General features: G+C 55.7%; 21 protein-coding genes. 8 read left to right on the top strand and 13 right to left on the bottom strand.

Annotated elements, in window-relative coordinates:
- A complete protein-coding gene (locus tag N9C89_RS02425; protein ID WP_263952246.1) occupies positions 1-1,137 on the bottom strand; it encodes an FAD-binding protein in 1,137 nt (378 codons plus the stop codon).
- A gap of 22 nt (positions 1,138-1,159) precedes the next feature.
- On the bottom strand, positions 1,160-2,593 hold the full coding sequence (locus tag N9C89_RS02420; RefSeq protein WP_263952245.1) for an FAD-linked oxidase C-terminal domain-containing protein: 1,434 nt from the start codon (positions 2,591-2,593) through the stop codon (positions 1,160-1,162).
- An 89-nt stretch (positions 2,594-2,682) separates the two neighbouring features.
- Between N9C89_RS02420 and N9C89_RS02415 the strand changes: the two genes are divergently transcribed.
- Both N9C89_RS02415 and N9C89_RS02410 read left to right on the top strand, forming a co-directional pair.
- On the top strand, positions 2,683-3,387 hold the full coding sequence (locus tag N9C89_RS02415) for a DUF599 domain-containing protein (protein ID WP_263952244.1): 705 nt from the start codon (positions 2,683-2,685) through the stop codon (positions 3,385-3,387).
- Entirely contained in the window at positions 3,384-3,740 is a 357-nt protein-coding gene (locus tag N9C89_RS02410; protein ID WP_263952243.1) for a hypothetical protein, read from the top strand. The genes N9C89_RS02415 and N9C89_RS02410 overlap by 4 nt, the downstream gene beginning before the upstream one ends.
- Here the strand turns inward: N9C89_RS02410 and N9C89_RS02405 are convergent, their stop codons facing one another.
- The 4 genes from N9C89_RS02405 to N9C89_RS02390 are packed head-to-tail and all read right to left on the bottom strand — an operon-like array spanning position 3,741 to position 10,484.
- Positions 3,741-5,819 carry a hypothetical protein gene (locus N9C89_RS02405; protein ID WP_263952242.1) on the bottom strand — a complete coding sequence of 693 codons (2,079 nt, stop codon included), beginning with the start codon at positions 5,817-5,819 and terminating at the stop codon, positions 3,741-3,743.
- Complete coding sequence (locus N9C89_RS02400; protein WP_263952241.1) at positions 5,819-8,602, bottom strand: DUF4159 domain-containing protein; 2,784 nt, start codon at positions 8,600-8,602, stop codon at positions 5,819-5,821. The genes N9C89_RS02405 and N9C89_RS02400 overlap by 1 nt, the downstream gene beginning before the upstream one ends.
- Positions 8,602-9,480, bottom strand: coding sequence for a DUF58 domain-containing protein (locus tag N9C89_RS02395; protein ID WP_263952240.1), 879 nt, complete (start codon positions 9,478-9,480; stop codon positions 8,602-8,604). Before N9C89_RS02395 ends, N9C89_RS02400 begins: the two co-directional genes overlap by 1 nt.
- The gene (locus N9C89_RS02390; protein WP_263952239.1) at positions 9,477-10,484 is read right to left on the bottom strand and encodes an AAA family ATPase; all 1,008 of its coding nucleotides are present in this window, start codon (positions 10,482-10,484) and stop codon (positions 9,477-9,479) included. The genes N9C89_RS02395 and N9C89_RS02390 overlap by 4 nt, the downstream gene beginning before the upstream one ends.
- A gap of 60 nt (positions 10,485-10,544) precedes the next feature.
- Between N9C89_RS02390 and N9C89_RS02385 the strand changes: the two genes are divergently transcribed.
- The 3 genes from N9C89_RS02385 (at position 10,545) to N9C89_RS02375 (ending at position 12,327) form a co-directional block, all read left to right on the top strand.
- Positions 10,545-11,165: a DUF1285 domain-containing protein gene (locus N9C89_RS02385; protein ID WP_263952238.1), complete on the top strand. Its 621-nt coding sequence runs from the start codon at positions 10,545-10,547 to the stop codon at positions 11,163-11,165.
- Between the two features lie 95 nt (positions 11,166-11,260).
- Positions 11,261-11,638, top strand: coding sequence for a VOC family protein (locus tag N9C89_RS02380; RefSeq protein ID WP_263952237.1), 378 nt, complete (start codon positions 11,261-11,263; stop codon positions 11,636-11,638).
- Complete coding sequence (locus N9C89_RS02375; RefSeq protein WP_263952236.1) at positions 11,638-12,327, top strand: helix-turn-helix transcriptional regulator; 690 nt, start codon at positions 11,638-11,640, stop codon at positions 12,325-12,327. The genes N9C89_RS02380 and N9C89_RS02375 overlap by 1 nt, the downstream gene beginning before the upstream one ends.
- Positions 12,328-12,341: 14 nt before the next feature.
- Here N9C89_RS02375 and polA read toward each other — a convergent pair whose 3' ends face one another.
- Both polA and N9C89_RS02365 read right to left on the bottom strand, forming a co-directional pair.
- Entirely contained in the window at positions 12,342-15,143 is a 2,802-nt protein-coding gene (polA, locus tag N9C89_RS02370; RefSeq protein WP_263952235.1) for a DNA polymerase I, read from the bottom strand.
- A 76-nt stretch (positions 15,144-15,219) separates the two neighbouring features.
- Complete coding sequence (locus tag N9C89_RS02365) at positions 15,220-15,399, bottom strand: zinc-finger domain-containing protein (protein ID WP_263952234.1); 180 nt, start codon at positions 15,397-15,399, stop codon at positions 15,220-15,222.
- Positions 15,400-15,506: 107 nt separating this feature from the next.
- Here N9C89_RS02365 and N9C89_RS02360 point away from each other — a divergent pair, with 107 nt between their 5' ends.
- On the top strand, positions 15,507-16,445 hold the full coding sequence (locus tag N9C89_RS02360; protein WP_263952233.1) for an ABC transporter ATP-binding protein: 939 nt from the start codon (positions 15,507-15,509) through the stop codon (positions 16,443-16,445).
- A gap of 5 nt (positions 16,446-16,450) precedes the next feature.
- Here N9C89_RS02360 and N9C89_RS02355 read toward each other — a convergent pair whose 3' ends face one another.
- Together N9C89_RS02355 and N9C89_RS02350 are read right to left on the bottom strand one after the other, a co-directional pair.
- Positions 16,451-16,831, bottom strand: a complete 381-nt coding sequence (locus N9C89_RS02355; RefSeq protein ID WP_263952232.1) for an HIT domain-containing protein — start codon at positions 16,829-16,831, stop codon at positions 16,451-16,453.
- 29 nt (positions 16,832-16,860) lie between these two features.
- Complete coding sequence (locus tag N9C89_RS02350) at positions 16,861-18,438, bottom strand: beta-1,6-N-acetylglucosaminyltransferase (protein WP_263952231.1); 1,578 nt, start codon at positions 18,436-18,438, stop codon at positions 16,861-16,863.
- A 145-nt stretch (positions 18,439-18,583) separates the two neighbouring features.
- Between N9C89_RS02350 and N9C89_RS02345 the strand changes: the two genes are divergently transcribed.
- Together N9C89_RS02345 and N9C89_RS02340 are read left to right on the top strand one after the other, a co-directional pair.
- A complete protein-coding gene (locus N9C89_RS02345; protein ID WP_263952230.1) occupies positions 18,584-19,402 on the top strand; it encodes a sulfotransferase family protein in 819 nt (272 codons plus the stop codon).
- 1 nt (position 19,403) lies between these two features.
- Positions 19,404-20,381: a threonine/serine dehydratase gene (locus tag N9C89_RS02340; protein ID WP_263952229.1), complete on the top strand. Its 978-nt coding sequence runs from the start codon at positions 19,404-19,406 to the stop codon at positions 20,379-20,381.
- 5 nt (positions 20,382-20,386) lie between these two features.
- On the opposite strand, the gene denD is transcribed toward N9C89_RS02340, so the two are convergent.
- The 3 genes from denD to nth all read right to left on the bottom strand — a co-directional run bounded on the left by denD (position 20,387) and on the right by nth (position 23,066).
- On the bottom strand, positions 20,387-21,373 hold the full coding sequence (denD, locus tag N9C89_RS02335) for a D-erythronate dehydrogenase (protein ID WP_263952228.1): 987 nt from the start codon (positions 21,371-21,373) through the stop codon (positions 20,387-20,389).
- A gap of 66 nt (positions 21,374-21,439) precedes the next feature.
- Entirely contained in the window at positions 21,440-22,426 is a 987-nt protein-coding gene (locus tag N9C89_RS02330; protein WP_263952227.1) for an adenosine kinase, read from the bottom strand.
- Complete coding sequence (gene nth, locus N9C89_RS02325) at positions 22,419-23,066, bottom strand: endonuclease III (RefSeq protein WP_263953266.1); 648 nt, start codon at positions 23,064-23,066, stop codon at positions 22,419-22,421. Before nth ends, N9C89_RS02330 begins: the two co-directional genes overlap by 8 nt.
- Positions 23,067-23,086: the final 20 nt, after the last annotated feature.

Raw genomic sequence — 23,086 nt, 5'->3', positions numbered from 1 at the left:
TTACCCCATCAGGCCTGTGTTAAATATCTGTTTCGGGTCAAACCGGTCCCGCAGGCCTTGCGCCATACGGGTAAGAATTTCGTTTTGCGGCTCAAAAACAGAGAGCGCGTCGCGTGTTTTGGCACTCGCACGCACAAGAGTCGCGTGCCCGTCATACGAAGAAAGCCGCGCGCGCAGGTCTGTTCCTTCTGGCAGTTGCACCCAAAGAAGCCCCCCGCCCCAATCCAGCAACGCTTCGCCGCCAGCCTCCTCAGCCAGACGCGGCGCATCACTTGGCTTACACGACACCCTCCAGACATCGCCCTGACTGCCGTGAAATGCCTCTACATTTCGGACCCAGTTCCAACCGGCCTTTGTGCGCGCAGGGTCGTCTTCAATCTGACTTTCACCGAGCTCCGCAAGAAGCTTTTGCAACGCCTTTGCGCGATAGGCCACGGACTCGGCAAATCCCTCCACGCGCAGCATCGTTACCGGATGCCCGTCTAGCCCCGAAGGCGTATGCGCTGCACCGCTTACCTCATAAGGCGAGCCAAGCGCGCGAGACATGGCCGCAACCGCGTCTGCAACAGATAAGCCGTTGATAAGAAGAACAGCGCGCGCCTCCACTTCGGGCAAAACCTTGAGCGAAACTTCAGTCAAAACACCGAGCGTTCCGAAACTTCCCGCCATCAGCTTCACCAGATCATAGCCCGTGACATTCTTCATCACGCGACCACCGTTTTTGATGACCTTTCCGCGTCCATCCACAAAGCGGACGCCAAGCAAATGATCACGGCACGCCCCAACCGCAACGCGGCGCGGACCAGAAACGTTAGCCGCGACAATCCCGCCTATCGTCGGCTCCCCTGTCGTACCCATCAATCCGCGATGGTCCATCGGCTCGAACGCAAGCCGCTGTTTTTTCTCGGCCAAAAGCGCCTCAATCTCGGCAACAGAGGTTCCGGCTCGCGCCACAAGTGTAAGCGCGCCAGGTTCATAAAGCGTGACACCGCTCATGCCAGAAGTCGACAATTGCTGCCCTGTTAGCCCCGATGTAGTCCCACGCGTTCCGACGCCCGTGATGCGTAACGGCGTTTCCGCAGTTGCAATAACTTCGGCCAGCGCAGCTTCGCTCTCTGGTTTCAAAATATCGGTCATTCTTGAATGTATCCTTGAATAATCAAGCAGAGCGGCGCGATTGCGTCACTTCGAGAGGGAAGACTTTGGCCGCATTCAGCAGCCACTTCGGGTCAAACACGTCCTTCACCAGAAGCTGCGCTTCTAGATCATCGGCGGTATATTGGCTCGTCATCAGATCTCGCTTTTCAACCCCAACGCCGTGCTCGCCCGTTAAACAACCACCAACCTCAACGCATAAGCGCAAGATATCCGCCCCTAGTGCTTCGCATTTTTCAAGGTCGCCATCCTTGTTTGCGTTGAACAGGATCAGTGGGTGCATATTGCCGTCGCCTGCGTGAAACACATTCGCAACCTCAAGCCCGTAGCCTTGGGAAAGCTCGCGAATACGGCCCAGCACAAGCGGCAATTCCGACACAGGGATTGTCCCGTCTAGGCACATGTAGTCGTTGATCTGCCCCATCGCGCCGAACGCCGATTTCCGCCCAAGCCAGATCGCAGCGCTTTCTTCGGCAGAGCCGCTTTCACGGAATTCTACCGGATTATGCGCCGAGGCAATGTCTTTGATTAGGCCAAGCTGATGATCAATTTCTGCGTCGCTCCCCTCGACCTCGACAATCAGAAGCGCCTCGCAATCAGGATAGCCCGCTTTTGCGAATTTCTCGACAGCGCGGATACAAGGGCGGTCCATGAACTCAATCGCAACGGGCAAGATACCCGCCTGAATAATGTCACTCACACAAGCGCCGGCGACTTCGTTGCTGTCAAAACCAATCAACACGGGGCGCGCGCCCTCGGGCTTGTGTAAAATCCGCAATGTTGCCTCTGTGACCACGCCAAGCTGCCCCTCGCTACCACAGATCAGGCCGAGGAGATCAAGACCCGCCGCATCCATATGCGCGCCACCGATCTCGACGATTTCGCCCTCCATGGTCACGAGCTTCACCCCCAAGAGATTATTCGTCGTGACGCCGTATTTGAGGCAATGCGCGCCACCCGAATTCATCGCGATATTACCCGCAATGGCGCAGGCAAGCTGGCTGCTCGGGTCCGGGGCATAGAAAAAACCGTTCTCCTCCACTGCGCCAGAAACACTCAGGTTCGTGCGACCCGTTTGAACGCGGATAAAGCGGTTGTCGTAATCGGTTTCCAACACCTCGTTCATGCGTGCCACGCCAAGGATCACGCAGTCGGCCGTCGGAAGCGCTCCGCCTGCAAGCGAGGTACCGGCCCCCCGCGGCACAACAGGCACATTGTTTTCCGAGCAAATCCTAAGGACTGCCGCCACCTCTTCGGTGCAAGTGGGCAGCGCTACGCACATAGGAGGGCACTTATATGCCGTCAGCGCATCGCATTCATAGGCACGCGTTTCGTTCTCGTCATGAATGACTGCACCTTCTGGCAGCGCCTCGGCAAGGAGTGCCACGATGCGGGATTTTCGCCCTAGGACGTCCTGATTTGGCTGGGGCATTTGCATGGAATCTGGCTCCTCCGCTGGATTGGTAAGAAAATATAACCAATTTTTCAGACTAGCAAGCCACAATCCCCGCCGTTATGCTCGCTCTCATGGAACTACTTGTCAGACTTGAATATTTTGACCTTTTAGACGCCTTTGCAGTGTTGTTTTTTCTCGTCAGCTGGGTCGCAATCGGCTGGCATATCGAGAATCCGCCGCGCTCAAAGCCCTCTGTATCCAGCCTCATGGCGAATTACCGTCGCGAATGGATGGTGCAATACGTCACGCGGCAGCCGCGCATTTTCGACGCAACAATCCTCTCCACACTTCGTCTTGGGACAACCTTCTTCGCATCCGCCTGTATGATCGGGATCGGCGGCGGGCTCGCGCTCATCGGCAATCAGGAACAATTGCGCGGCCTAGCACAGGACCTGTCGCTTGAAAGTGCGCCAGCGCTTGTTTGGGAGGTGAAAATCCTGCTGATTTTGCTGTTGCTGGCCAGTGGATTTCTCAAATTCGTCTGGTCGCATCGTTTGTTCGGCTACGCAGCCGTTGTGATGGCTGCTGCGCCAAATGACGAGAATAACCCGCTTGCATTGCATCGCGCCCAACAATCAGCCGAGATTAACATTACCGCTGCACGCAGCTATAATCGCGGTTTGCGAAGCGTATATTTCGCGCTTGCGGCCCTTGGATGGATGCTCGGTGCGATACCGCTCATTGCGGCAACTGTATTTACCAGCCTTGTCCTTTGGCGGCGCGAATTTGCTTCCCATTCGCGTATTGTTCTGTTGGACAAGGAGGTTCGGAAATGAAGCGCTTACTTGGACTTTTGCTTGTGATGTTGGCTTCCCCCGTGATGGCCGATCCAATCGAGATCACCGAGGTCGTTGCCCAAAAAGGTAAAAACGGCTGGCGTTTTGACGTGACAATCCTACATCCAGATACAGGCTGGGATCATTACGTTGATGGCTGGGTTGTTCGGACCGAAGATGGCACAGAGCTTGGCGCCCGCCCGCTGGCCCATCCGCATGAAACGGAACAGCCCTTTACCCGCTCGGTCTCTGGTGTCGTCATTCCCGAGGATATCGAAACGGTTTATATTTTTGCCAACTGCTCGCAGGATGGAGAGACAAGCCCGCCATTTGCCGTAGAGCTTAGCCAGTAATTAACGCCGCCCTTCGCGCAACCAGCCCCATAGGGTGAGTGCGGAGGCAAGCAACAACACAAGCCACGCGGGCGCAAGCGGGTGAACTGTAATATCTGTGGTCAAGAAAGCCTCGCGCTGCCAAAAGCCCGCCCAGTTCGTCCCTGCTGCAGGTCTTCCCTCTCGAACGAACCTGAAGTCCGGTACACCCTCTTCTGCGCGGAAACTGCCGCCGCGATTTTGCGATGAGAGCGGCTCTAGCGCTTCGGCGGACGCCACGGTCTCGATGAATTCGCGTGGCGCTGTGGGCCCTAGAGCGACAACGGCGGAATGCTCGCCTTGGGTCAGGCGATAGAGGCCCAACTCATCGCTTGAATACCGCGCCTCGAACCGCCCTGGTCGGGCTTGAGAAAGAGAAAGCGCAATTTCCTCTCCACTCGGCGTCGTTAGAGTTACTGGTGGGAGAGTTTCAGCCGCGTCTGGCTCAAGTGTGCGGCGCGTGATTGCCATCTCCTGGCCGATTGCTGTGGCCCAAAGCCCCTCCTCCTCAAGCTCTGGCTCTTTCATCATCCAATGGGCAAGTCGACGCAGCAATTCCAACTGCGGTCCACCCCCATCAAAGCCACGATGCCAGAGCCACGCGTGATCGCTTGCAAGGAGCGCAATGCGCCCCTCGCCTACCCGATCAAGCATGAGAAGCGGCGCGTCATTTGCGCCCGTAAGGATCGTTTGCCCACCAAATGGAGCGACCTCAATCATACGAAGCCAGCGTCCCCAATCAGGCGTTTCGCCAGCTTGAAGCCCTTCGGTGACGGGGTGCATCTGCCCGAGTTCACTCACGCGCGGCAGGAACTCTTCCTCGATCAAGCGGGACGTCGGCGCTCCGGGAAGGACTTCTGACAACGACGAGTAAAACAGGCTGTCCACAGACGCAAAGTCAGGTCCAGCCGCCACAAGAACCGCACCACCGCGCAAGGCATAATCGCGCACGTTCTCAAGATAAACAGACGGCAAAATACCCCGCCGCTTATAGCGGTCAAAAATGATGAGATCGAAATCATCTATCTTTTCAAGAAACAGTTCCCGCGTTGGGAACGCGATCAGAGAAAGCTCGCTTACTGGAACGCCGTCTTGCTTATTAGGGGGGCGCAGGATGGTGAAATGGACAAGGTCCACCGAGCTGTCAGATTTCAAAAGGTTGCGCCATGTGCGTTCGCCCGGATGCGGTTCGCCTGACACGAGCAACACACGGAGCCGATCACGCACGCCGTTAATCTGAAGGACGGCGCTGTTGTTACGGTCTGTTAACTCACCCTCGGCGGTGGGTACTTCAAACTGCACCACGTTCATCCCTGCGTGGTTCAACACCAGCGGCACCTCAAGCTCCTCACCCACAGGCACCTGATAACTTTCGGGCGCGCCACCGTCGATTGACACAATCAGCTCCGCCATATCACCGGCAGCGGCAGGAATGTTGCCTTGATCCTCGACCTTGAGCGTGAGCAAAACAGGCTCGCCAATGATCCCGAAGGCCGGAGCATTGGACACAGAGAAGCGGCGGTCCCAATCTTTTTTACGGCCAGTTAAGACAGTTTGAAATGGCGCGGGCAAAGCGAATGTCGTCAACGCTTCTTGTGTCGGAATATCATGGGCGCGGCCATCAGTTATGGCAATAATCCCCGCGATACGCGATTGAGGCAGTTCCGCGAGCGCAGCCACGAGTGCCGAGAAAATCGGCGTGCCGCCATCTTGCTCGGCCTCCTCGAAGGTTACGACCTTGACTTCGGTATTAGGTAAAGCCGCGGCCTTTGCACGAACCTCTGCAAGCGCAGCCGCGGTTTGATCAGGCCGATCAGAGATACGTTGGCTTGCCGAGTTGTCAACGAGCACGAGCAACAGATCAGAAAGCGCCTCGCGGTTTTCGCGCTGGATCGACGGGTTTAGAACCGCCCCAAGCAGTATTGCAGCCACCAATCCGCGCAGCCACCACCCTGAAAGCCCACGCAGCGCTGCAATCACGAGTACAACCCCAGCAACAGCGGCAAGCACACCAACAAGCCAAACCGGTAAAAGCGGATCAAATAGGATCTGTTCGCGCATCACTGACCCAGCCTTTCCAGCAGGTCGGGCACATGCACCTGATCGCTTTTGTAGTTACCTGTCAGCACATGCATCATCAGGTTCACACCAAACCGAAATGCCAGTTCGCGCTGTCGTTCGCCGCCTCGGCCTCTACCAACGGTAAACATACGGTTGCCGTTTTCCGTCATGGCCCAAGCTGCGGCCCAATCGTTTCCGCCAATCACAACAGGTGTCACACCATCGTTGAGATTGCGGAAGGGCATCCCCTCGGCGCGTTCGGCATCGGCGGGGGCGGCCTCGACCCAGACATCCGGCCCGTAGTAGCGACCGGGAAGGTCACTCAATAGATAGAATGTCCGGCGCAACACGTGATCATCAGGAACAGGCTCAAGCGGTGGAATATCAAGCTGCCGCGCCAGTTGCTGCAGCTTGCGCGCATTTTCAGAAGTACCGCGATACGACACGCGATCCGCGTCCCGCGTATCAAAAAGGATAAGCCCGCCTTTCTGCATATAGCGGTTCAATTTGGCGTAGGCTGCGGGCGTGGGGAGCGGTTGTTCCGGCGTGATCGGCCAATAAATCATCGGATAGAACGCAAGCTCATCCTCCTCCAGATCAATCGCAATCGGCTCCGCTGGCTCAATAGATGTCCGCAGGTTCAGCACAAGACCAAGCCCGTACAGCCCCGCATAGGACACTTCATCAACTGCTGTGTCACCTGTTTCCACATAGGCCATCACAACCTCTCGGGTCGCGGCATAAGCCTTGGGGTCAAGGGGGGGCAACTCTTCCTGCGCTCGCGCATCTTCTGCCGCAAACAGCATAACCGCTGCGGCAGCGAAAGCGCCATGCACCACCTCACGACGAAGCTTGCCGGAAAGCATCAGCGCTGCCAGCGCATCCGCCAAAAGCGCGACAAGCGCCGCAGCGAGAAGTATGCCCTTCAACGGCTGCGGTCGTTCAACAACAACACCATCAACGGGAATTCGCGTGGGCCAATCCATCGGCAAGAGCTGCTCTGCATCAACACCGACATTGCGGGCAATTTGGCGGTCTTCGCTGGTATAAACGCCAGGCGGTACTTCCGCACTCAGCGGCGCCTCTGCCAATTGCTCACCTTTGACGCCAGCAAGCTCCGCAGAGGGCAAGCCGATTTGGCCGAACCCATCAAGAACCTGCTTCGGGGTCCAGACCGTACCTTCCAGTTTTTGCTCCTCAAGCGGCATACCCTGACTGGAAATCGCCAGCCGCTCCATCATCTGAACGAACAATCCCGAGAGCGGTAAAGTCGACCAACGCGCGCTCGCGGTGACGTGGAACAGGACGACGTGACCGTTGCCAAGCTCTTTGCGCGTAACCAGTGGCGTGCCATCCTTGAGCGATGCGAGAACACGGGCAGAAAGCGTAGGGTCTGGCTCTGCGATCACCTGCGCGGTTATGGCAACATCATCAGGCACTTCTAGCCCGAAAAAGGGTGACTCGGCAGCAAAGGGCGCAAGTTCGCGCGGTTGCCCCCAACTCATCGCGCCGCCAACTGTTCGTCCTCCTGCACGCAAGCGAACGGGCATCAGCGGGTCTTCTTCTGCGCGGCTCAGGTCACTTGCCGCAAGGCGTGGCCCCGCAAACCGAACAAGCAAACCGCCCTTTTCAACCCACTCAATCAACGCGGCATTGTCTTCATCCGCAAGGCGGGCAATATCCGCAAAAATGACGACATCCGGATTGGCCAGAAGTGTTTCGGCAACTGCGCCATCAATCAGATCAGTGGACGGCACCAAAGCTTGGCGCAAGTAATGCAACGGGTCGAGAACCGCGAGCGCCTCCTGTTCGGATTGCGCAGAGAAGAGAGCAACCTCGCGCCGCTTCAGCGCATCATCCGACAGCCAGACCGCACCAGCGTGGTTTTGCCCAGTTAGCGTTAGACGGGTGATGCGATTGCGAATTTCAGGAGGGAGCTCAAGCACAACCTCGGTTTCCATAGACCCGCCATCAAACTCCACAGGTGTTTGCAACAGCACGCGCTCAACGCCGCTCGGGTCCGGCCCGATCACGGCAACGGAGAGCCCCTCTGCGGAAACGGTAACATCCCTTAGAACAGGAACAGTAATAGCACGATCTTGGAATTCTGCGGCGGCAAGCGCGAATATCGGCGCGCCAGTTTCATAAACGCGCACGGGGCCAAGCTCCTCCAGCGCGGCCAAAACATCCTCACGCCCTTGCCAATTCCGCCCGTCCGACATCCAGAACACGTCTAGCTCGTTGCCTTCGATCCCCTCAATCCGCTCGAGAACCCGATCAACACCAACCTCATAGGGGTGTGGAACTAGCGACGGCACAGCCGCAAGCCAATGCTCCGCTGTGTTGAATTGCGGCGCTTCGGTGGTTCCATCCGTTAATTGAAGAACAGCAACGCGCCGCCCAGCGCGGCTTGCGGCCTCAAGTTCGGCTTCTAATGTCGTGCGCGTGCGGCTCCAGCCAGCCGCGCTCGCCCATGTAGAGTCCATCACAACAAGCAAATCACCGCGCCCTTCCGCTGGCGGCGTCTTGGGGTCAAGGACGGGTCCGGCGAAACCAACAATAACCGCCGCCAAGGCAAATATTCGCAACGCGAGCAGCCACCATGGCGTTCTGTCGGATTGGGCTTCGTCGTCCTTTAAGCCCAGCAACAACCCAACCGCCGGGAAGCGTTGCAAAACAGGAGCAGGCGGCACCGCGCGCAAGAGCCAGATCAACAACGGCAGCGCCAATAAGCCTAACAAAAGCCAAGGGTAGGCAAAGCTGATGGGAAGCAGACTAGCCATCAACTCCCCCTTTCAAGCGCTTGGTAGAGCCACATAAGCGCTGAAGCCGCCGAGGTATCGGTATGGTGGGTTTCGAAAAGCCAGCCAGCTCGTTTCGCCAAATCCTTAAGTTCGAACTGTCGCTCTTTCAAACGATCGTAGTACTGGGATTTCAGGGCATTTGCTTTTTGCGTTTCGAACCGAATAGAGCCTCCGATGCTCTGGAATACCGTTCGGCCTTCAAAGGGAAACTCGACCTCCATAGGATCAAGAACCTGAACCATCGCGCCGCGTAATCCGCGCGCCATTGCGCGTTCGATCACCAGCTCGAGCGAGGCAAGATCGCCTAGGAAATCTGAAACAAGGACAAGCTGCGAATTGGATTGTAACTCCGGCGCATCGGGCGCGCCGTATTCCGCTTCTGACCCCATAACAAACAGTGTTTCCGCCATACGAAGAAGCGCGGCTTTATTTGCGCTTGGCGGGTTAGCATCACCCAGCAGACCAACACGTTCGCCGCCGCGCTGAAGCAGGATCGCCGTCGCCATAACAAGCAGTCGCGCACGACGCGCCTTTGTGGTGAGGTCTTTGGAGCTGGCGAAATTCATGCTCTGCGAGGGATCTGCCCAAAAGCGCACCGATTGCATCGCTTGCCATTCGCGTTGGCGAACGAAATGGATGTCAGACCGCGCCGAACGCCGCCAATCAATCAGTCGCACCGGATCGCCCGGCATTGCAGGGCGGTATTGCCAGAATTCATCGCCTGCGCCGCTACGGCGGCGGCCATGCTCACCCATCTGGATGGTCGCCGCGAGATGCTCCGCCTCGGCCAGTAAGCCGGGGAGCGGGGCGGCGAGCTCTTCGGCCCGCTGCCTGAATCTGAGCGGCTCGGAACTCATGCCGCGCGCGTCTGCGCACCTATCACGTCCGCAGCCTTCCCGATCACTTCTTCGAGCGTCACGCCCTGCGCCCGCGCGCCAAAGCCAAGCGCCATGCGGTGCTGCAAAACGGGCTCGGCCATGCGCAATACATCCTCCGCCGTCGGGGCAAGACGCCCTTCAAGCAAGGCCTGCGCTCGAACAACCATCATCAACGCCTGTGCCGCACGTGGCCCGGGCCCCCACGCAACTGCGTCCCGCACGAACTCCGGCGCGGTTTCATCCTCAGGACGACAGGAGCGCACGAGGCTAAGGATCAATTCAACCACAGACTCGCCTACAGGCATCCGACGCAGCAAGGTTTGCGCCGCAACAAGATCAGAAGCCGTAAACACCTGTTCCACTTGCCCATCCTCTATGCCCGTCGTGGCAAGGACGATCTCTCGCTCTGTGTGGCGGTCCGGATAATTAACGTTGATTTGAACAAGGAAGCGATCAAGCTGCGCTTCGGGGAGCGTATATGTCCCCTCCTGCTCGATCGGGTTCTGCGTAGCCAACACGTGGAAGGGCGCATCAAGTGCGCGCTCCTGCCCTGCGATTGTCACCTGCTTTTCCTGCATCGCCTGAAGCAAGGCAGATTGGGTACGCGGGCTGGCGCGGTTGATCTCGTCAGCCATAAGAAGCTGACAAAAAATCGGCCCCGGTACGAATTTGAACGCTCGTTCTCCGGCGGCATTTGTATCCAGTATTTCAGAACCGAGAATATCCGCGGGCATCAAGTCTGGCGTGAACTGAATGCGATTACCCGTGAGGCCCATGATCGTCGAAAGCGACTCAACAAGGCGCGTCTTTCCAAGCCCCGGCAAGCCAACCAAAAGCGCGTGCCCCCCACAGAGCAGAGCTGCAAGCGCCAGATCAACCACCCGCTCCTGCCCGATAAATCGCTGTGTCAGGCTCGCTTTTGCCTTCGCTAGCTGCGCAGAGAGGGCTTCGATTTCGGCAACAAGATTCTCGGTATCGGACATGGAATGACTCCGGCTTAAACTATATACTGCATTAAAGGCCAAAAACGCGGTGGTGTACAAATGACAAAAGCAAAACCAGATGAAAAGATTGTGAAATCTGCGTCATCGGACGCGCCTAAAGCCACTGCTGCGTCGCTTGAAACGGCTGCGCGCGCCGCAACGAAAAAGGGGCCCGCGCCAGTTCATCTCTGGAATCCACCGTTTTGTGGAGACCTCGACATGAGGATCGCGCGGGATGGAACATGGTTCTACCTCGGGACCCCAATTGGCCGCGCGGGGCTTGTGCGGCTATTTTCCTCGATCATCCGCAAAGATGGGGATGATTACTTCCTTGTGACCCCCGTTGAGAAGGTCGGGATTCAAGTTGATGATGCGCCCTTCGTGGCGATTGATTTCAACGCCGAAGGCGATGGAGAGGCACAAGTTTTGACCTTTGAAACCCATGTAGGCGATACGGTTGTGGCGAGCGCCGAAAATCCGATCCGCGTGTCCTTTGATCCTGACACAAAAGAGCCATCGCCCTACATCCTTGTCCGCGCCAACCTTGAGGCGCTGATAGACCGCAAGAGCTTCTATCGGCTGATTGATCTTGGCCAACACCATGATGTTGAAGGGAAAAGCTGGTTCGGGCTGTGGTCTTCCGGCACATTCTTCCCGATTATGCCATCAAAAGACATTTGAAAAACCTGTATTTCGCGAAACGCTCCTGACACTATGCTGTCAGGAGGGGTATGTCAGAACATGGGTATCGGAAATTTCAACAAAGGATAATTCAAATGTCTGATACCGTAACAAATGCCCTCGTATGGTGCGAAATCCCTGTGACTGATCTGAACAAAGGCGTGAAGTTCTATAGCGCTGTATTCAACACCAAACTCGAGCCAACAGAGTTCGATGGCGGAGAGATCGCCTTTTTCCCTCATGAGGGGGACACAGACTCTTCGGGCCACATCTACGTGGGGAAACCAGCCGAGAAAGGAACAGGCGGGACTATCCACCTCAATGCGCCGGATAATCTGGAAGCCACAGTCGCACGCGCTTTTGACGCTGGTGGTGAAATTGTTGGCGAACCGGTGACGATTCCATCGGGGCGTTTCCAATACATGCTCGACCCAGACGGCAATTCCATCGGCATCTTTGAATTGGCCGCCTAATGAGACGCGCCGACCGCCTTTTTCAGATTGTGCAGTATCTGCGGGGCGGTCGGCTACTTACGGCACACGTCTTGGCCGAACGACTTGAGGTCAGCGAGCGCACGATTTACCGCGATATTGCCGACCTCATCGGCTCCGGCGTCCCGATTGATGGCGAAGCTGGCGTCGGATACCTAATGCGCGAGGGGTATGACCTACCGCCCCTGATGTTCAACACCCAAGAGATCACCGCACTTGTCGCAGGGGCACGCATGCTGCGCGCATGGGGCGGCGCATCGATGGCGTTGGCTGCAGAAGAAGCCCTTGCCAAAATCGAAGCGGTCTTGCCAGATGACGCGCGGAAAGAAGCGGAGAACGTTCAAATTTTCGCGCCCAATCCGTTCTGGTTTACTGACGAAGAGCGCGCTCAGATCGACCGGATTGAAGCCGCCGTTAACACTCGCGCGAAACTCGAAATGCTCTATGAAACCGCCGATGGCACCCGAAGCACCCGAGTTGTTCGCCCGCTCGGGTTGTGGTTTTGGGGGCGGGTCTGGACGTTGGTCGGATGGTGCGAACTTCGGAATGATTTTCGGATGTTCCGACTTGATCGCATTTTATACCTAACCGAGGGCGCCCCGTTTGAAACGGAGCGCGGCAAGACCATGGCGGATTTCTACCGCATTGAAAAATGTAAGCCGTCGCCTTAGCTCGGCAACCTAGCTTAATGCGCCTCGGCCCAATTCGCGCCCTGCCCTGCATCAACCAAAAGTGGCACATCAAGTTTGACCGCTGGAAGCGAGGCGCTTTCCATCACATCGCGCACAACTTTGATCGTGTCATCGACAGCCGCTTCATCCACTTCGAAAATCAGTTCGTCATGAACCTGTAGCAACATCTTGGCCGGAAGGCCGTTAATTGCATCTGGCATACGGATCATGGCGCGGCGGATCACATCGGCGGCGGTCCCCTGAATGGGCGCATTGATCGCGGCGCGTTTGGCAAAACCGGCGTGCGGTCCCTTGGCATTGATTTCCGGCGTGTTGATTTTGCGGCCAAAGAGCGTTTGAACATAGGTGTTCTCTTTGGCGAACTTCACGGTTTCGTCCATATAGGCGCGAATGCCAGGGAAACGCTCGAAATAGCGATCAATGAACCCTTGCGCTTCTTTGCGCGGAATACGCAAGTTGCGCGCCAAGCCAAAACCAGAAATGCCGTAAATCACACCAAAGTTGATACCCTTAGCCTGTCGGCGAATATCGGGTGTCATTTCGTCAAGCGGCACGTCAAACATCTCGCTTGCGGTCATCGCGTGGATGTCGTGGCCATCCTTGAACGCCTGCTGAAGCGTTTCGATACCCGCGATATGCGCCAAAATCCGAAGCTCGATCTGGCTATAGTCGAGGCTAATCAGGCGCTTTCCTTCATCAGCGACAAACGCCTCACGGATACGGCGGCCTTCTTCGGTACGGATCGGGATGTTTTGCAGGTTCGGATCGGTCGAAGCCAATCGCCCTGTGTTGGCGCCCGCGATGGAATAAGACGTATGAACCCGCCCCGTATCAGGGTTGATGTGAGTTTGAAGGGCGTCAGTATAAGTTGACTTGAGCTTGCTCAACTGCCGCCAATCCAGAACACGCGCGGGCAAATCATGGCCCTCCGCCGCGAGGTCTTCGAGGATATCCGCGCCAGTTGCATATGCGCCGGTTTTCCCCTTCTTGCCGCCTTCAATGCCCATCTTGTCAAAAAGGATTTCACCAAGCTGCTTCGGAGAGCCGACATTAAACGTCTCACCCGCCATCTCGTGAATCTCCGCCTCAAGACCCGCCATTTTCTGGGCAAAGGCGTTGGACATTCGGCTAAGGGTATCGCGGTCAACCTTGATGCCATTCATCTCCATCTCGGCCAAAACCGGCACCAACGGACGTTCTAGCGTTTCATAGACGGTGGTGACCTTCTTGCGGTGAAGCTGCGGTTTGAACAGCTGCCAAAGGCGCAGAGTGATATCCGCATCCTCGGCCGCATATTTCACGGCCTCCTCCACCGGAACCTTGTCAAAAGTAATCGCGGATTTGCCTGTTCCCAAGAGCGATTTAATCGGGATCGGCGTATGATCAAGATAGCGCTGCGAAAGCGTATCCATGCCATGATTATGCACGCCTGCATTCATCGCATATGACATCAACATCGTGTCATCAATCGGAGCAACATTGACACCGTAGCGCGCAAAAATTTTGGCGTCGTACTTCATATTTTGGCCGATTTTCAAGATCGACGGGTCTTGAAGCATCGGCCGCAGGAGGTCGAGGCAATTCTCCATCTGCATCTGACCATCTGCGAGCGTATCATCTGCAAAGAGGTCATCGCCAGCATTGGCACGGTGCGCGAGCGGAATATAGCAGGCCTCTCCTGCTTCGACACACAGCGAAATACCAACGAGATCAGCGGTCATCTCGTTCAGGCCGGTTGTTTCTGTATCAACCGCAACCCAACCACGCCCATATATTTTGTCAATCCAACGCTCAAGCGCGGCCGCATCAGAGACGCACTCATAGCTTTCGGGCTCAAACGGAATGGCCTCAACCGGTTGCGCCTCTTCGGTTTCGGCAACCTCTTTGGGCGCGGGCGGCTCAACGCCAAGATTATCGGCAATGCGCTTGGTGAGCGTGCGGAACTCCATCTCGGAAAGGAAGCCAAGGAGCGCCTCTGGCTCAGGCTCCCTCACCTCAAAATCATCAAGGGTGAAATCGAGGTCCATATGCGTATCGAGCTTCACAAGCCGTTTGGAAACTTCGATCAACTCGCGATTATCAATCAGGGTCTGACGGCGCTTGGGCTGTTTGATCTCTTCGGCGCGGTCCAGCAACGTTTCAAGGTCGCCATACTCGTTAATCAAAAGCGCGGCTGTCTTGATCCCAATTCCCGGCGCCCCAGGGACGTTATCAACCGAATCCCCTGCGAGCGCCTGAACATCAACAACTCGTTCGGGCCCGACACCGAATTTCTCCTCAACACCCTCGCGGTCAATGCGGCGGTTTTTCATAACGTCGAGCATTTCAACGCCGCCGCCTACAAGCTGCATCATATCCTTGTCGCTTGAAATAATTGTACAACGCCCACCGGCCTCATCGGCTTGACGGGCGAGCGTGGCGATAATGTCATCGGCCTCGAAATTTTCGATCTCGATACAGGCAATGTTAAAGGCCCGTGTGGCATCACGCGTGAGCGGGAACTGCGGACGCAGGTCTTCTGGCGCTGGCGGGCGGTTGGCTTTGTATTTGTCGTAGATGTCGTTGCGGAAGGATTTTCCGGAATGGTCAAAGATTACTGCAACGTGCGTGGGCGCGTCGGGGCCTTTGTTGTCCTCGACCTGCTTGAACAGCATGTTACAAAATCCGGCCACTGCACCAATCGGCAGGCCATCGGATTTGCGGGTCAGCGGCGGCAGCGCGTGGTAGGCGCGAAAGATGAATGCCGAACCATCAATGAGGTGAAGATGACACCCCTTGCCAAAAGCCAAACCCATGCTACGCCCTTCCCGAATTCAATGCCGGAAAAGTTTTACATGTTTGACCGCGCTACGCCACCCGAAACAGGCGGGTTTAGGAGTCTGCAGGGCCACCTTTGAGAATGAATTTCTTGTCGCAATAGCCACATTCGACAAAGCCACTCTCCTCGGGAATACTCAGCCACACGCGCGGATGGCCAAGTGCTCCTTCGCCGCCATCACAGGCAACGCGGGATTTCTCAACGATCTCGGTTTCGGGGGCTTCAATTGTCATAGTGGCTCCGTATGGCTTGTCGAAGGCGCGCTTCGGGCTTAAGTCTGGCGCATGATAGCGATCCACGCCATAGGGGCAAGATCGAAAACCCGACGAAAGAGCGCCAAATGGTTGAGAATGCCATCGAAATTTCCGGTCTTAAAAAGACCTATGCCGCACATGGCAACCAACCTCCGAAAACAGCGCTCAAGGGAATTGATCTGGCGATTCCAAAGGGAAGCATTTTTGGACTACTCGGCCCCAACGGCGCGGGGAAATCGACATTGATCAATATCCTCGCGGGTTTGGTTACGAAAACCGAAGGGCAGATCAACATCTGTGGCTTTGATCAAGACACCAACCCGCGCCATTCCCGCGCTTCAATAGGGGTGATGCCACAGGAATTAAACGTCGATCCCTTCTTTTCGCCACGCGAGGCGCTTGAAGTTCAGGCGGGTCTTTATGGCATTCCAAAGTCGAAACGAACAAGCGATGAGATCCTCGCTATGATCGGCCTCACCGACAAAGCGGATGCCTATGCGCGCACGCTCTCTGGCGGGATGCGCCGCAGGCTCCTCTTGGGCAAAGCACTGGTGCATCATCCTGATGTTCTGGTTCTGGACGAGCCAACAGCGGGCGTCGATATCGAAATCCGCCAGATGCTTTGGGATAACGTACGCAAGCTGAATGAACAGGGCGTGACGATCATCCTGACAACACATTACCTCGAAGAGGCCGAGGATATGTGTGACGAGATCGCCATTATCAACCACGGCGAGGTTATCGTTCAGGATAAGACACCCGCTCTCCTAGGGCGGCTCGATCGCAAGACTTTGGTGATCACACCCGAGACCGAAGTAACCGGCCTTGCCGCACCCGCAGGTACAGAGCTGGAAAAACGCGCCGACGGAAGCCTTGCCTTCACCTATTCAAGCGGCACAACCAGCGCCAACAGCATTTTTGGCGCGCTGAGCCGCGAGAATGTAACGATCAAGGATGTCAGAAGCGAAGAGCCGGACCTTGAGGAGGTTTTCGTGAGCCTCACAAGCAGCAAATCCGGCTCCTGATTTGTTTAAGCTGGGTTGAGCATCCGACCAAGCGGACGTCCTGCAAGAATATGCACGTGCATGTGCGGTACCTCTTGCACGGCGGCCTCGCCCGAGTTCGCAATTAGACGATAGCCATTGCCACCCTCGCCTGGTTGCACGCCAAGCTCTTTGCAAATCTCGCCAACCGTACGGTTGAAGTCAATAATTTCGGCGTCGCTTGCCTCAAGCGCGAAGTGGTCAAAGCAAACGTATGGCCCTTTCGGAATTACCAACACATGGTCGGGCGCCTGTGGGGTGATATCGCGAAACGCAAAGCTATGCTCTGTTTCAGTAACCTTAGTGCTTGGAATCTCACCGCGCAGGATTTTGGCAAAAATATTTTCAGGATCGTATGCGTATGCCATGGTTAGGCTCCTTCTTGCGGTTTTGTTTGTTAGTCGACAAACAAGTGTTCGGTTTTGGCAATATCTAGAGCGCGTTCCATCGGGATATCAAGGAAATCCGACAACGCTTGCGCGTTTGCTTCGGGCAAGGCGTCCTCTCGAAGCCGATAGTGATCGGCGAATTCCTCATCGCGAATGCGGTCAACTTCGTGGTGAATATCTTGCCGGATTGTGGGAAGTAATCGTGCAAAAGTCTCCTCTGCTGCCTGCTCTCCAAGAAGCCCTACTCTGATGGCGTGCCCATGTAAGTAGTCCTCGGAAAAGCTACACTCGATCTCGAGCAGCTTTGTTTTGCTGCGGTCGGCATAGAAATCATGGATGAGTTCAATGTTACTCGTATCCATACAGATCACCATGCGATCGGTTTCATAGTAATCAAACAACATCCGCGTCAGCGCGCGCCGATGGCGGGTACGTTTTTCAAGCGACGCTTGGATGCCGCCAATATCCGGCAGGGGGGTATGCTCTTCGTTAAAGAGATAATCGACAACAGGGTAGTTGGTGCTATTGCGGATGCTTTCGGCCAGCCGCTTCGCCACGTGCCATTTTTTGCACGCGATGATCATCAATTCCCGACCGCGCCCGAGTGTTGCCTCAGACTCCCAGAACCGAGGCGCAAACCGCCGCCCTTCGCGCCCACGCCCTGTCAGGAAACGAAAGAGATTCTGCCCCTCGTTCGAGACAATGAAATCCTCCCGCTCGCTCGCATAAAGCGCCCCAAGGCGTTTTTTGAGCTCATCAGCTTCGGGGCTAATTTTACGTGCGAACAAGAAATCCTGCCCGAGCAGCATGTCGTAGTGATCGTTATAAAACGTAACGGGCATGCCGTAATCTGAGAACATCAGGAACGTCAGCGTTCGACATTCGATTTCTTGGGCAGGCACCAAATGCCGCACAAGCGTTTGGAAAAAGGTTTCGTCCGGAATCCATGTTGTTTTGAAAAACCGCATGACGTCTTTGCGCTGGCGGGTGAAGTCGAGAATCCACTCGATGGTCCGCCGCCTCAGACACCACCACTGGCTCCCGATCTGCACCTGTATATCGGCCGGAATTTCGCGCTTAAGTCCCAGCTTCTTTTGAAGATCCAAACAGGCATAGAATGCCCGTTTGTTGTTCCGCTCATTGAGAAAATGGCGGTAGAGAAGCCTGTCTTCTTTGAGGCCCGTTTTGATCCAGTCGCTTTCGAAAAAATCATAGCATTCAATGAAGTCCGCATCCCGATCATCAAGATAGGTATGGACATAGGCGGCGGATTTAATCGCCATACAGTCGCCTGACAGCATGTAAAAATGGGTCGCGCGCGGAAAGGCCACCGTGGCGCTTTCGATGGCATTAAGCGTAGCTTGCACCAAAGACCATTCGCCCCAGCCACATTTGATCCGCTTCTTTGCAAAAACGACATTCGGATTTCCATCGAGCGCCGAGCGAAGCTGTTGATATGCCTCTGAGCTGGCGCTTGCATCAAAATGGATCGCCATATAATCGCCAGCCGCCGTAAGCTGGAGAGCCTGCTGGATAATGGCATCCGGGTCTTTATGACATAAAAGTATGAAGGCTATTTTTGCCATATTGCGAACCTGCGCATGCGAAAGTCTTGATTGTTTTCCTGTTTAACGCCAAGAGACGTTGAATAAACAGCATTTCTTTGATCTCATAAGCGAAATTAATCTCGGTGTGTTGGCAAACGCCGAGAGTTTACGGAGGCATTTTCATATGGGCTTTCCCGGTGTCTGGATGACCGAGAGCGAGAGCGTCGTGTATCGCGTGGTGCCTAAATGCGCCTGCTCAACCATTGGTCAGATCATGTATTACTCTGACAATGGCGAATTTTTCGACGGTGACATTCATGACGCAACCAGCGGCATGCACAAATGGGCGTTCGAAGATAGCCAAGCGCTGATCGAAACGAATATCACCACTCACAAGAGCTATACCTTTACCTGTGTGCGCAACCCTTACACGCGCATCCTTTCGTCTTTCTTTGACAAGATTTGCGGTATCCAGCGCAACGGCAAACGCTATCGCGGCAATTTGGTGCCTCTGCTGGCCCAGAAGTACGGGATCGAAGTTGGCAGCCCAGACACAGGGTTTGAATTTGACCAAATCAAGAGCTTCCGCCGTTTCCTGCTTTTTGCACGGGACACCATTCGCTGGCGTCGACCGATGGATCCGGACATTCATTGGTCTGCCACATCTGGGCATGTCTCAACGTTGATTCAGAATGGTGGGCAGTACGACGCCATTGTCCACACCGAAAACTTTAACGAAGGGATGCAGCGGGTGATCGACGCAATCGAAACGCCACATGCCGTCAATCTTGCCGAAATTCCGCGTTTTAATGAGAGCGAAGGCCACGGCCCCAAACGTTTGCATCCGGTTGAAGATTATTTCGACGACCTGTCGATGCATCTAATGTTTGAGATCTACAAACGCGATTTCCGCCTGTTCAAATATGATTTCGAGAACCCCGCAAACAAAATGCCGACGGGTGAAATCGACCTTGACGAAATCCATGCAAAGCTCGGTCAATAATATGCCAAACGCCCCAACGCTCGACGAAATCAAAGCAGCAAGCGAAATTCTCGCTGGCCAGATCATCCGCACACCAGTCGTGCGCCTGAGCCACGACCGCATCCCTGCCCTTCCCAATGGGGCAAAGGTTTCTACCAAGCTTGAATTGTTTCAGGAAACCGGGACATTTAAGGCGCGCGGTGTGTTACTGGCCATCATGGCCGCAAGTAGCAAAGAAAAAGAGGCTGGCTTTGTAGCGGTGAGCGGCGGCAATCATGCCCTCGCTGTTGCTTATGGTGCGAAAAAATTCGGCATCCGCGCCCGAGTCATCATGCCCAAAGCCACCGATCCCGCCCGCATCGAAGGATGCCGTTCGCTTGGCGCGGAGGTTGAGCTTGCTGAAGATATAGCTACGGGCGTGGCGCGCATGGAAGAGCTCGCGGCGAAAGGAGCCACGGCGCTACATCCGTTTGAAAGCCCATATATGACACTCGGAGCCGCGACCTGCGGGCTCGAGATTATGCAAGATATCACCGAGCTCGACGCGGTTGTCGTCCCAGTAGGTGGCGGCGGCTTGATCAGCGGCATTTCGCGTGCTGTTAAGCTCATCAACCCATCCTGTGAAGTAATCGGAGTAGAGCCGTTTGGCGCGGACACGATGACCAGGAGCTTTGCCGAAGGCACACCGCAAGCCATCGAAAAGGTACAAACAATCGCTGACAGCCTTGGTGCGCCTTCAGCACAGTCCTACTCATTTTCGCTCGCCAAAGACCATGTTGACCAGATGATATGCGTTGACGATCAGGCGCTCATCAACGCGATGGGGCTGCTTTATGATGGGCTGAAAATCGTGGCTGAACCCGCTTGTGCAGCGACGACAGCAGCGGCAACCGGACCATTGCACGAGCATCTTGCAGGCAAAAACGTGGCGCTTGTGGCGTGTGGCTCAAACATTGGCCCTGCGCGTTTTCACGAGCTTCTGTCACAGCGCAGCGTGTAACAGCATCAAGCGATCTTGCCGCCAAGTTCATCTTCGATATGGGCTTGGATGATCTCATCAAAATTACTCTCGGCTTCAAACCCGAGCGCCAACGCGCGTTGCGGATCAAATGCGCGGGGCCATCCTGCAACAATACGCGCAATCTTTTCGTCTGGCTGGTATTTGATCAGCCGAGTCGCTTTGGTCCCTGCAACGCGTTCAAGCGCGTCGATCTGTTCCTGCACCGTCGCCGCAACGCCCGGCATGCTCAAACACCGCCGCCCGCCAAGCGGCCCCGTGTCGATTGCTGCTGCATGAAGCAGAAACCCGACCGCCGCGCGAGGGCTGGCGTGCCAATGCATGACGTCGCGATCGACAGGAAGAATGGCTTCTTGTCCCACCAATGGTTCGCGCAAAATGTTAGAGAAGAAACCACTCGCCGCGAGGTTCGGTTTTCCTGGGCGGATACAGATCGTCGGCAAACGGATACCAACGCCATCAACCAGCCCTTTGCGCGAGAAGTCATTCAGCAGCAGCTCACAAACCGCTTTTTGCGTCCCATAGCTTGTTAGTGGTGCCATGAGGAAATCATCACCAATCACATCAGGGAAAGGCGCGCCAAAAACAGCGATCGATGACGTAAAGACCAGGCGCGGCACATATGGAGCCTCAATCGATTGCCGCTCAATCGCGTGCAAGAGATGCTGAAACCCTTCGAGATTTATCGCATAGCCCTTGTCGAAATTCTCTTCCGCCTCACCCGAGACAACCGCGGCAAGGTGAAATATCACATCTGGTCGTTCCTGCACCAACCGCGGGGCCGTTGCTGGGTCCGCAATATCGACCTCGAGCGTGCTTACATCTCCGGCAAAAGCCGCTGGAAATTCTGGGCGCACGACATCGGCCAACGTAAGTTTGGTGAGCTCCGCCCCTGCGGGGCCACCGTCTGCCACCAATCGATCGACCAGCTTGCGGCCGACCATTCCGGCCGCACCAATTATCAAAACGTGCATATCGCCTCCCCGCGCTTCTCCTCACGAGTGCGCAGTGTAACGGCAATTCGCGAAAGGGAAAGCGGCCTAAAGACCTGCTGCGGAAAAGAGCGCCTTTACGTCTTCTTGTGGCCGTGGGCCAACATGGCTGATGACCTCAGCGGCGGCGATACAACCCATTTTACCAGCGACGTCGAGGCTCTGTCCGGTTGCGATGCCATAAAGGAACCCGGCGGCAAATTGATCGCCCGCGCCGGTTGCATCCACTGGCACCACGCGATTTACCGGAATCACAGCCTGATCTTCTTTGTGAAGCACAACAACTTCGGAACCAGAACGGGTGCACGCCACCAACCCGCACTCCTGAACCGCATGGCGAAGCGCCGATTCCAGATCATCGGTTTGGTAAAGCTCAAGCCACTCTTGCTCGTTGCCCAGCACGAAATCCAACTCACGCGATAGACGACGGAAATCCTCACGATGGCGCGTCACGCAGAAAGGGTCCGACAGCGCGATACCCGCTTTGCCGCCCGCCTGCTGACAGGTTTTCGCGGCAAGCTCGAATGCTTCTTTCCCCTTGGGTTTGTCAAAGAGATAACCTTCAAGGAACAGCAGCTCCGTATCGGCAACAACCTCTTCCGAGACATCATCAGGACCAAGGTCCGCTGAAATGCCGAGGTATGTATTCATCGAGCGTTCGCCATCTTCGGACACAAAAATCATAGAACGTGATGTTGGCATGTTTTGGTCAGCTACAGGATCATTGACGAAATCCGTCCCGCCTTTGGTAAGTTCATCGGCATAGAAACGGCCAAGCGCGTCGTTGTGTACCCGCCCGATGAATGCTGTCTTGAGGCCAAGAGCACCAAGCCCCGCCAGCGTATTTGCAACCGAGCCGCCCGGAGTTTGAACGCGATCTTCCATAGCAGCGTAAAGGACTTCGGCGCGTTCGCGCTCCACCAACTGCATGATGCCCTTCTCGATACCCATGATATCGAGGAAACTGTCGTTTGCGTGCGAGATCACATCGACAATCGCGTTTCCGATGCCGACGGTTTTGTATTGTTTAGTCATAGATTTTGTCCTCGAAAGCGCAAAGGTCCCGAATAAGGCAGGTGCCGCACATCGGTTTACGGGCTTTGCAGGTATAGCGCCCATGCAGAATCATCCAGTGATGTGCATGGCGCTGGAATTCAGCGGGGATGTTGTCTTCGATTGCGCGCTCGACGGCCACAACGTCTTTGCCCGGAGCGACACCAGAACGGTTCCCGAAACGGAAAATATGCGTATCAACCGCTTGGGTCGGGAGATGCCACCACATATTCAAAACAACATTCGCGGTTTTGCGCCCAACACCGGGCAGCGACTCTAGTGCGGCCCGCGACGAAGGAACTTCTCCGCCGTAATCGTTCACCAGAATTTCGCTCATGCGGATGACGTTTTTAGCCTTTTGGCGGTAAAGGCCAATTGTCTTGATATGCTCAGTCAGCCCCTCAAGACCAAGGTCGAGCATTTTCTGCGGCGTGTCGGCGATCTTGAACAGCTCTTTTGTGGCCTTGTTGACGCCCACATCCGTCGCTTGCGCCGAAAGAGCAACAGCCACCACAAGCGTATAGGCGTTGGTGTGATCCAACTCGCCCTTCGGCTCCGGCTCCGCCTCTTGAAATCGCTCAAATATCTCGACGATCTGGTGATAGGTCATCTGTTTTGCCATGGGCGCAGGGTATGCATGTT

Origin of the sequence: Halocynthiibacter sp. SDUM655004 (assembly GCF_026015885.1) — a bacterium.
Lineage (GTDB): Bacteria > Pseudomonadota > Alphaproteobacteria > Rhodobacterales > Rhodobacteraceae > Falsihalocynthiibacter > Falsihalocynthiibacter halioticoli.
The sequence above is the reverse complement of the archived record's forward strand: the minus strand, read 5'-3'. Positions and strand labels throughout refer to the sequence as shown.

Bases quoted from the DNA above. Each gene is read 5' to 3' on its own strand.
- N9C89_RS02350 (WP_263952231.1), bottom strand. From the start codon at position 18,438: ATGGCAAAAATAGCCTTCATACTTTTATGTCATAAAGACCCGGATGCC.
- N9C89_RS02410 (WP_263952243.1), top strand. From the start codon at position 3,384: ATGAAGCGCTTACTTGGACTTTTGCTTGTGATGTTGGCTTCCCCCGTG.
- polA (WP_263952235.1), bottom strand. From the start codon at position 15,143: ATGGGTTTGGCTTTTGGCAAGGGGTGTCATCTTCACCTCATTGATGGT.
- N9C89_RS02340 (WP_263952229.1), top strand. From the start codon at position 19,404: ATGCCAAACGCCCCAACGCTCGACGAAATCAAAGCAGCAAGCGAAATT.
- N9C89_RS02375 (WP_263952236.1), top strand. From the start codon at position 11,638: ATGAGACGCGCCGACCGCCTTTTTCAGATTGTGCAGTATCTGCGGGGC.
- N9C89_RS02420 (WP_263952245.1), bottom strand. From the start codon at position 2,593: ATGCAAATGCCCCAGCCAAATCAGGACGTCCTAGGGCGAAAATCCCGC.
- N9C89_RS02390 (WP_263952239.1), bottom strand. From the start codon at position 10,484: ATGTCCGATACCGAGAATCTTGTTGCCGAAATCGAAGCCCTCTCTGCG.
- N9C89_RS02400 (WP_263952241.1), bottom strand. From the start codon at position 8,602: ATGGCTAGTCTGCTTCCCATCAGCTTTGCCTACCCTTGGCTTTTGTTA.
- N9C89_RS02380 (WP_263952237.1), top strand. From the start codon at position 11,261: ATGTCTGATACCGTAACAAATGCCCTCGTATGGTGCGAAATCCCTGTG.
- N9C89_RS02425 (WP_263952246.1), bottom strand. From the start codon at position 1,137: ATGACCGATATTTTGAAACCAGAGAGCGAAGCTGCGCTGGCCGAAGTT.
- N9C89_RS02415 (WP_263952244.1), top strand. From the start codon at position 2,683: ATGGAACTACTTGTCAGACTTGAATATTTTGACCTTTTAGACGCCTTT.
- nth (WP_263953266.1), bottom strand. From the start codon at position 23,066: ATGGCAAAACAGATGACCTATCACCAGATCGTCGAGATATTTGAGCGA.
- N9C89_RS02365 (WP_263952234.1), bottom strand. From the start codon at position 15,399: ATGACAATTGAAGCCCCCGAAACCGAGATCGTTGAGAAATCCCGCGTT.
- N9C89_RS02360 (WP_263952233.1), top strand. From the start codon at position 15,507: ATGGTTGAGAATGCCATCGAAATTTCCGGTCTTAAAAAGACCTATGCC.
- N9C89_RS02330 (WP_263952227.1), bottom strand. From the start codon at position 22,426: ATGACTAAACAATACAAAACCGTCGGCATCGGAAACGCGATTGTCGAT.
- N9C89_RS02345 (WP_263952230.1), top strand. From the start codon at position 18,584: ATGGGCTTTCCCGGTGTCTGGATGACCGAGAGCGAGAGCGTCGTGTAT.
- N9C89_RS02355 (WP_263952232.1), bottom strand. From the start codon at position 16,831: ATGGCATACGCATACGATCCTGAAAATATTTTTGCCAAAATCCTGCGC.
- denD (WP_263952228.1), bottom strand. From the start codon at position 21,373: ATGCACGTTTTGATAATTGGTGCGGCCGGAATGGTCGGCCGCAAGCTG.
- N9C89_RS02385 (WP_263952238.1), top strand. From the start codon at position 10,545: ATGACAAAAGCAAAACCAGATGAAAAGATTGTGAAATCTGCGTCATCG.
- N9C89_RS02405 (WP_263952242.1), bottom strand. From the start codon at position 5,819: ATGCGCGAACAGATCCTATTTGATCCGCTTTTACCGGTTTGGCTTGTT.
- N9C89_RS02395 (WP_263952240.1), bottom strand. From the start codon at position 9,480: ATGAGTTCCGAGCCGCTCAGATTCAGGCAGCGGGCCGAAGAGCTCGCC.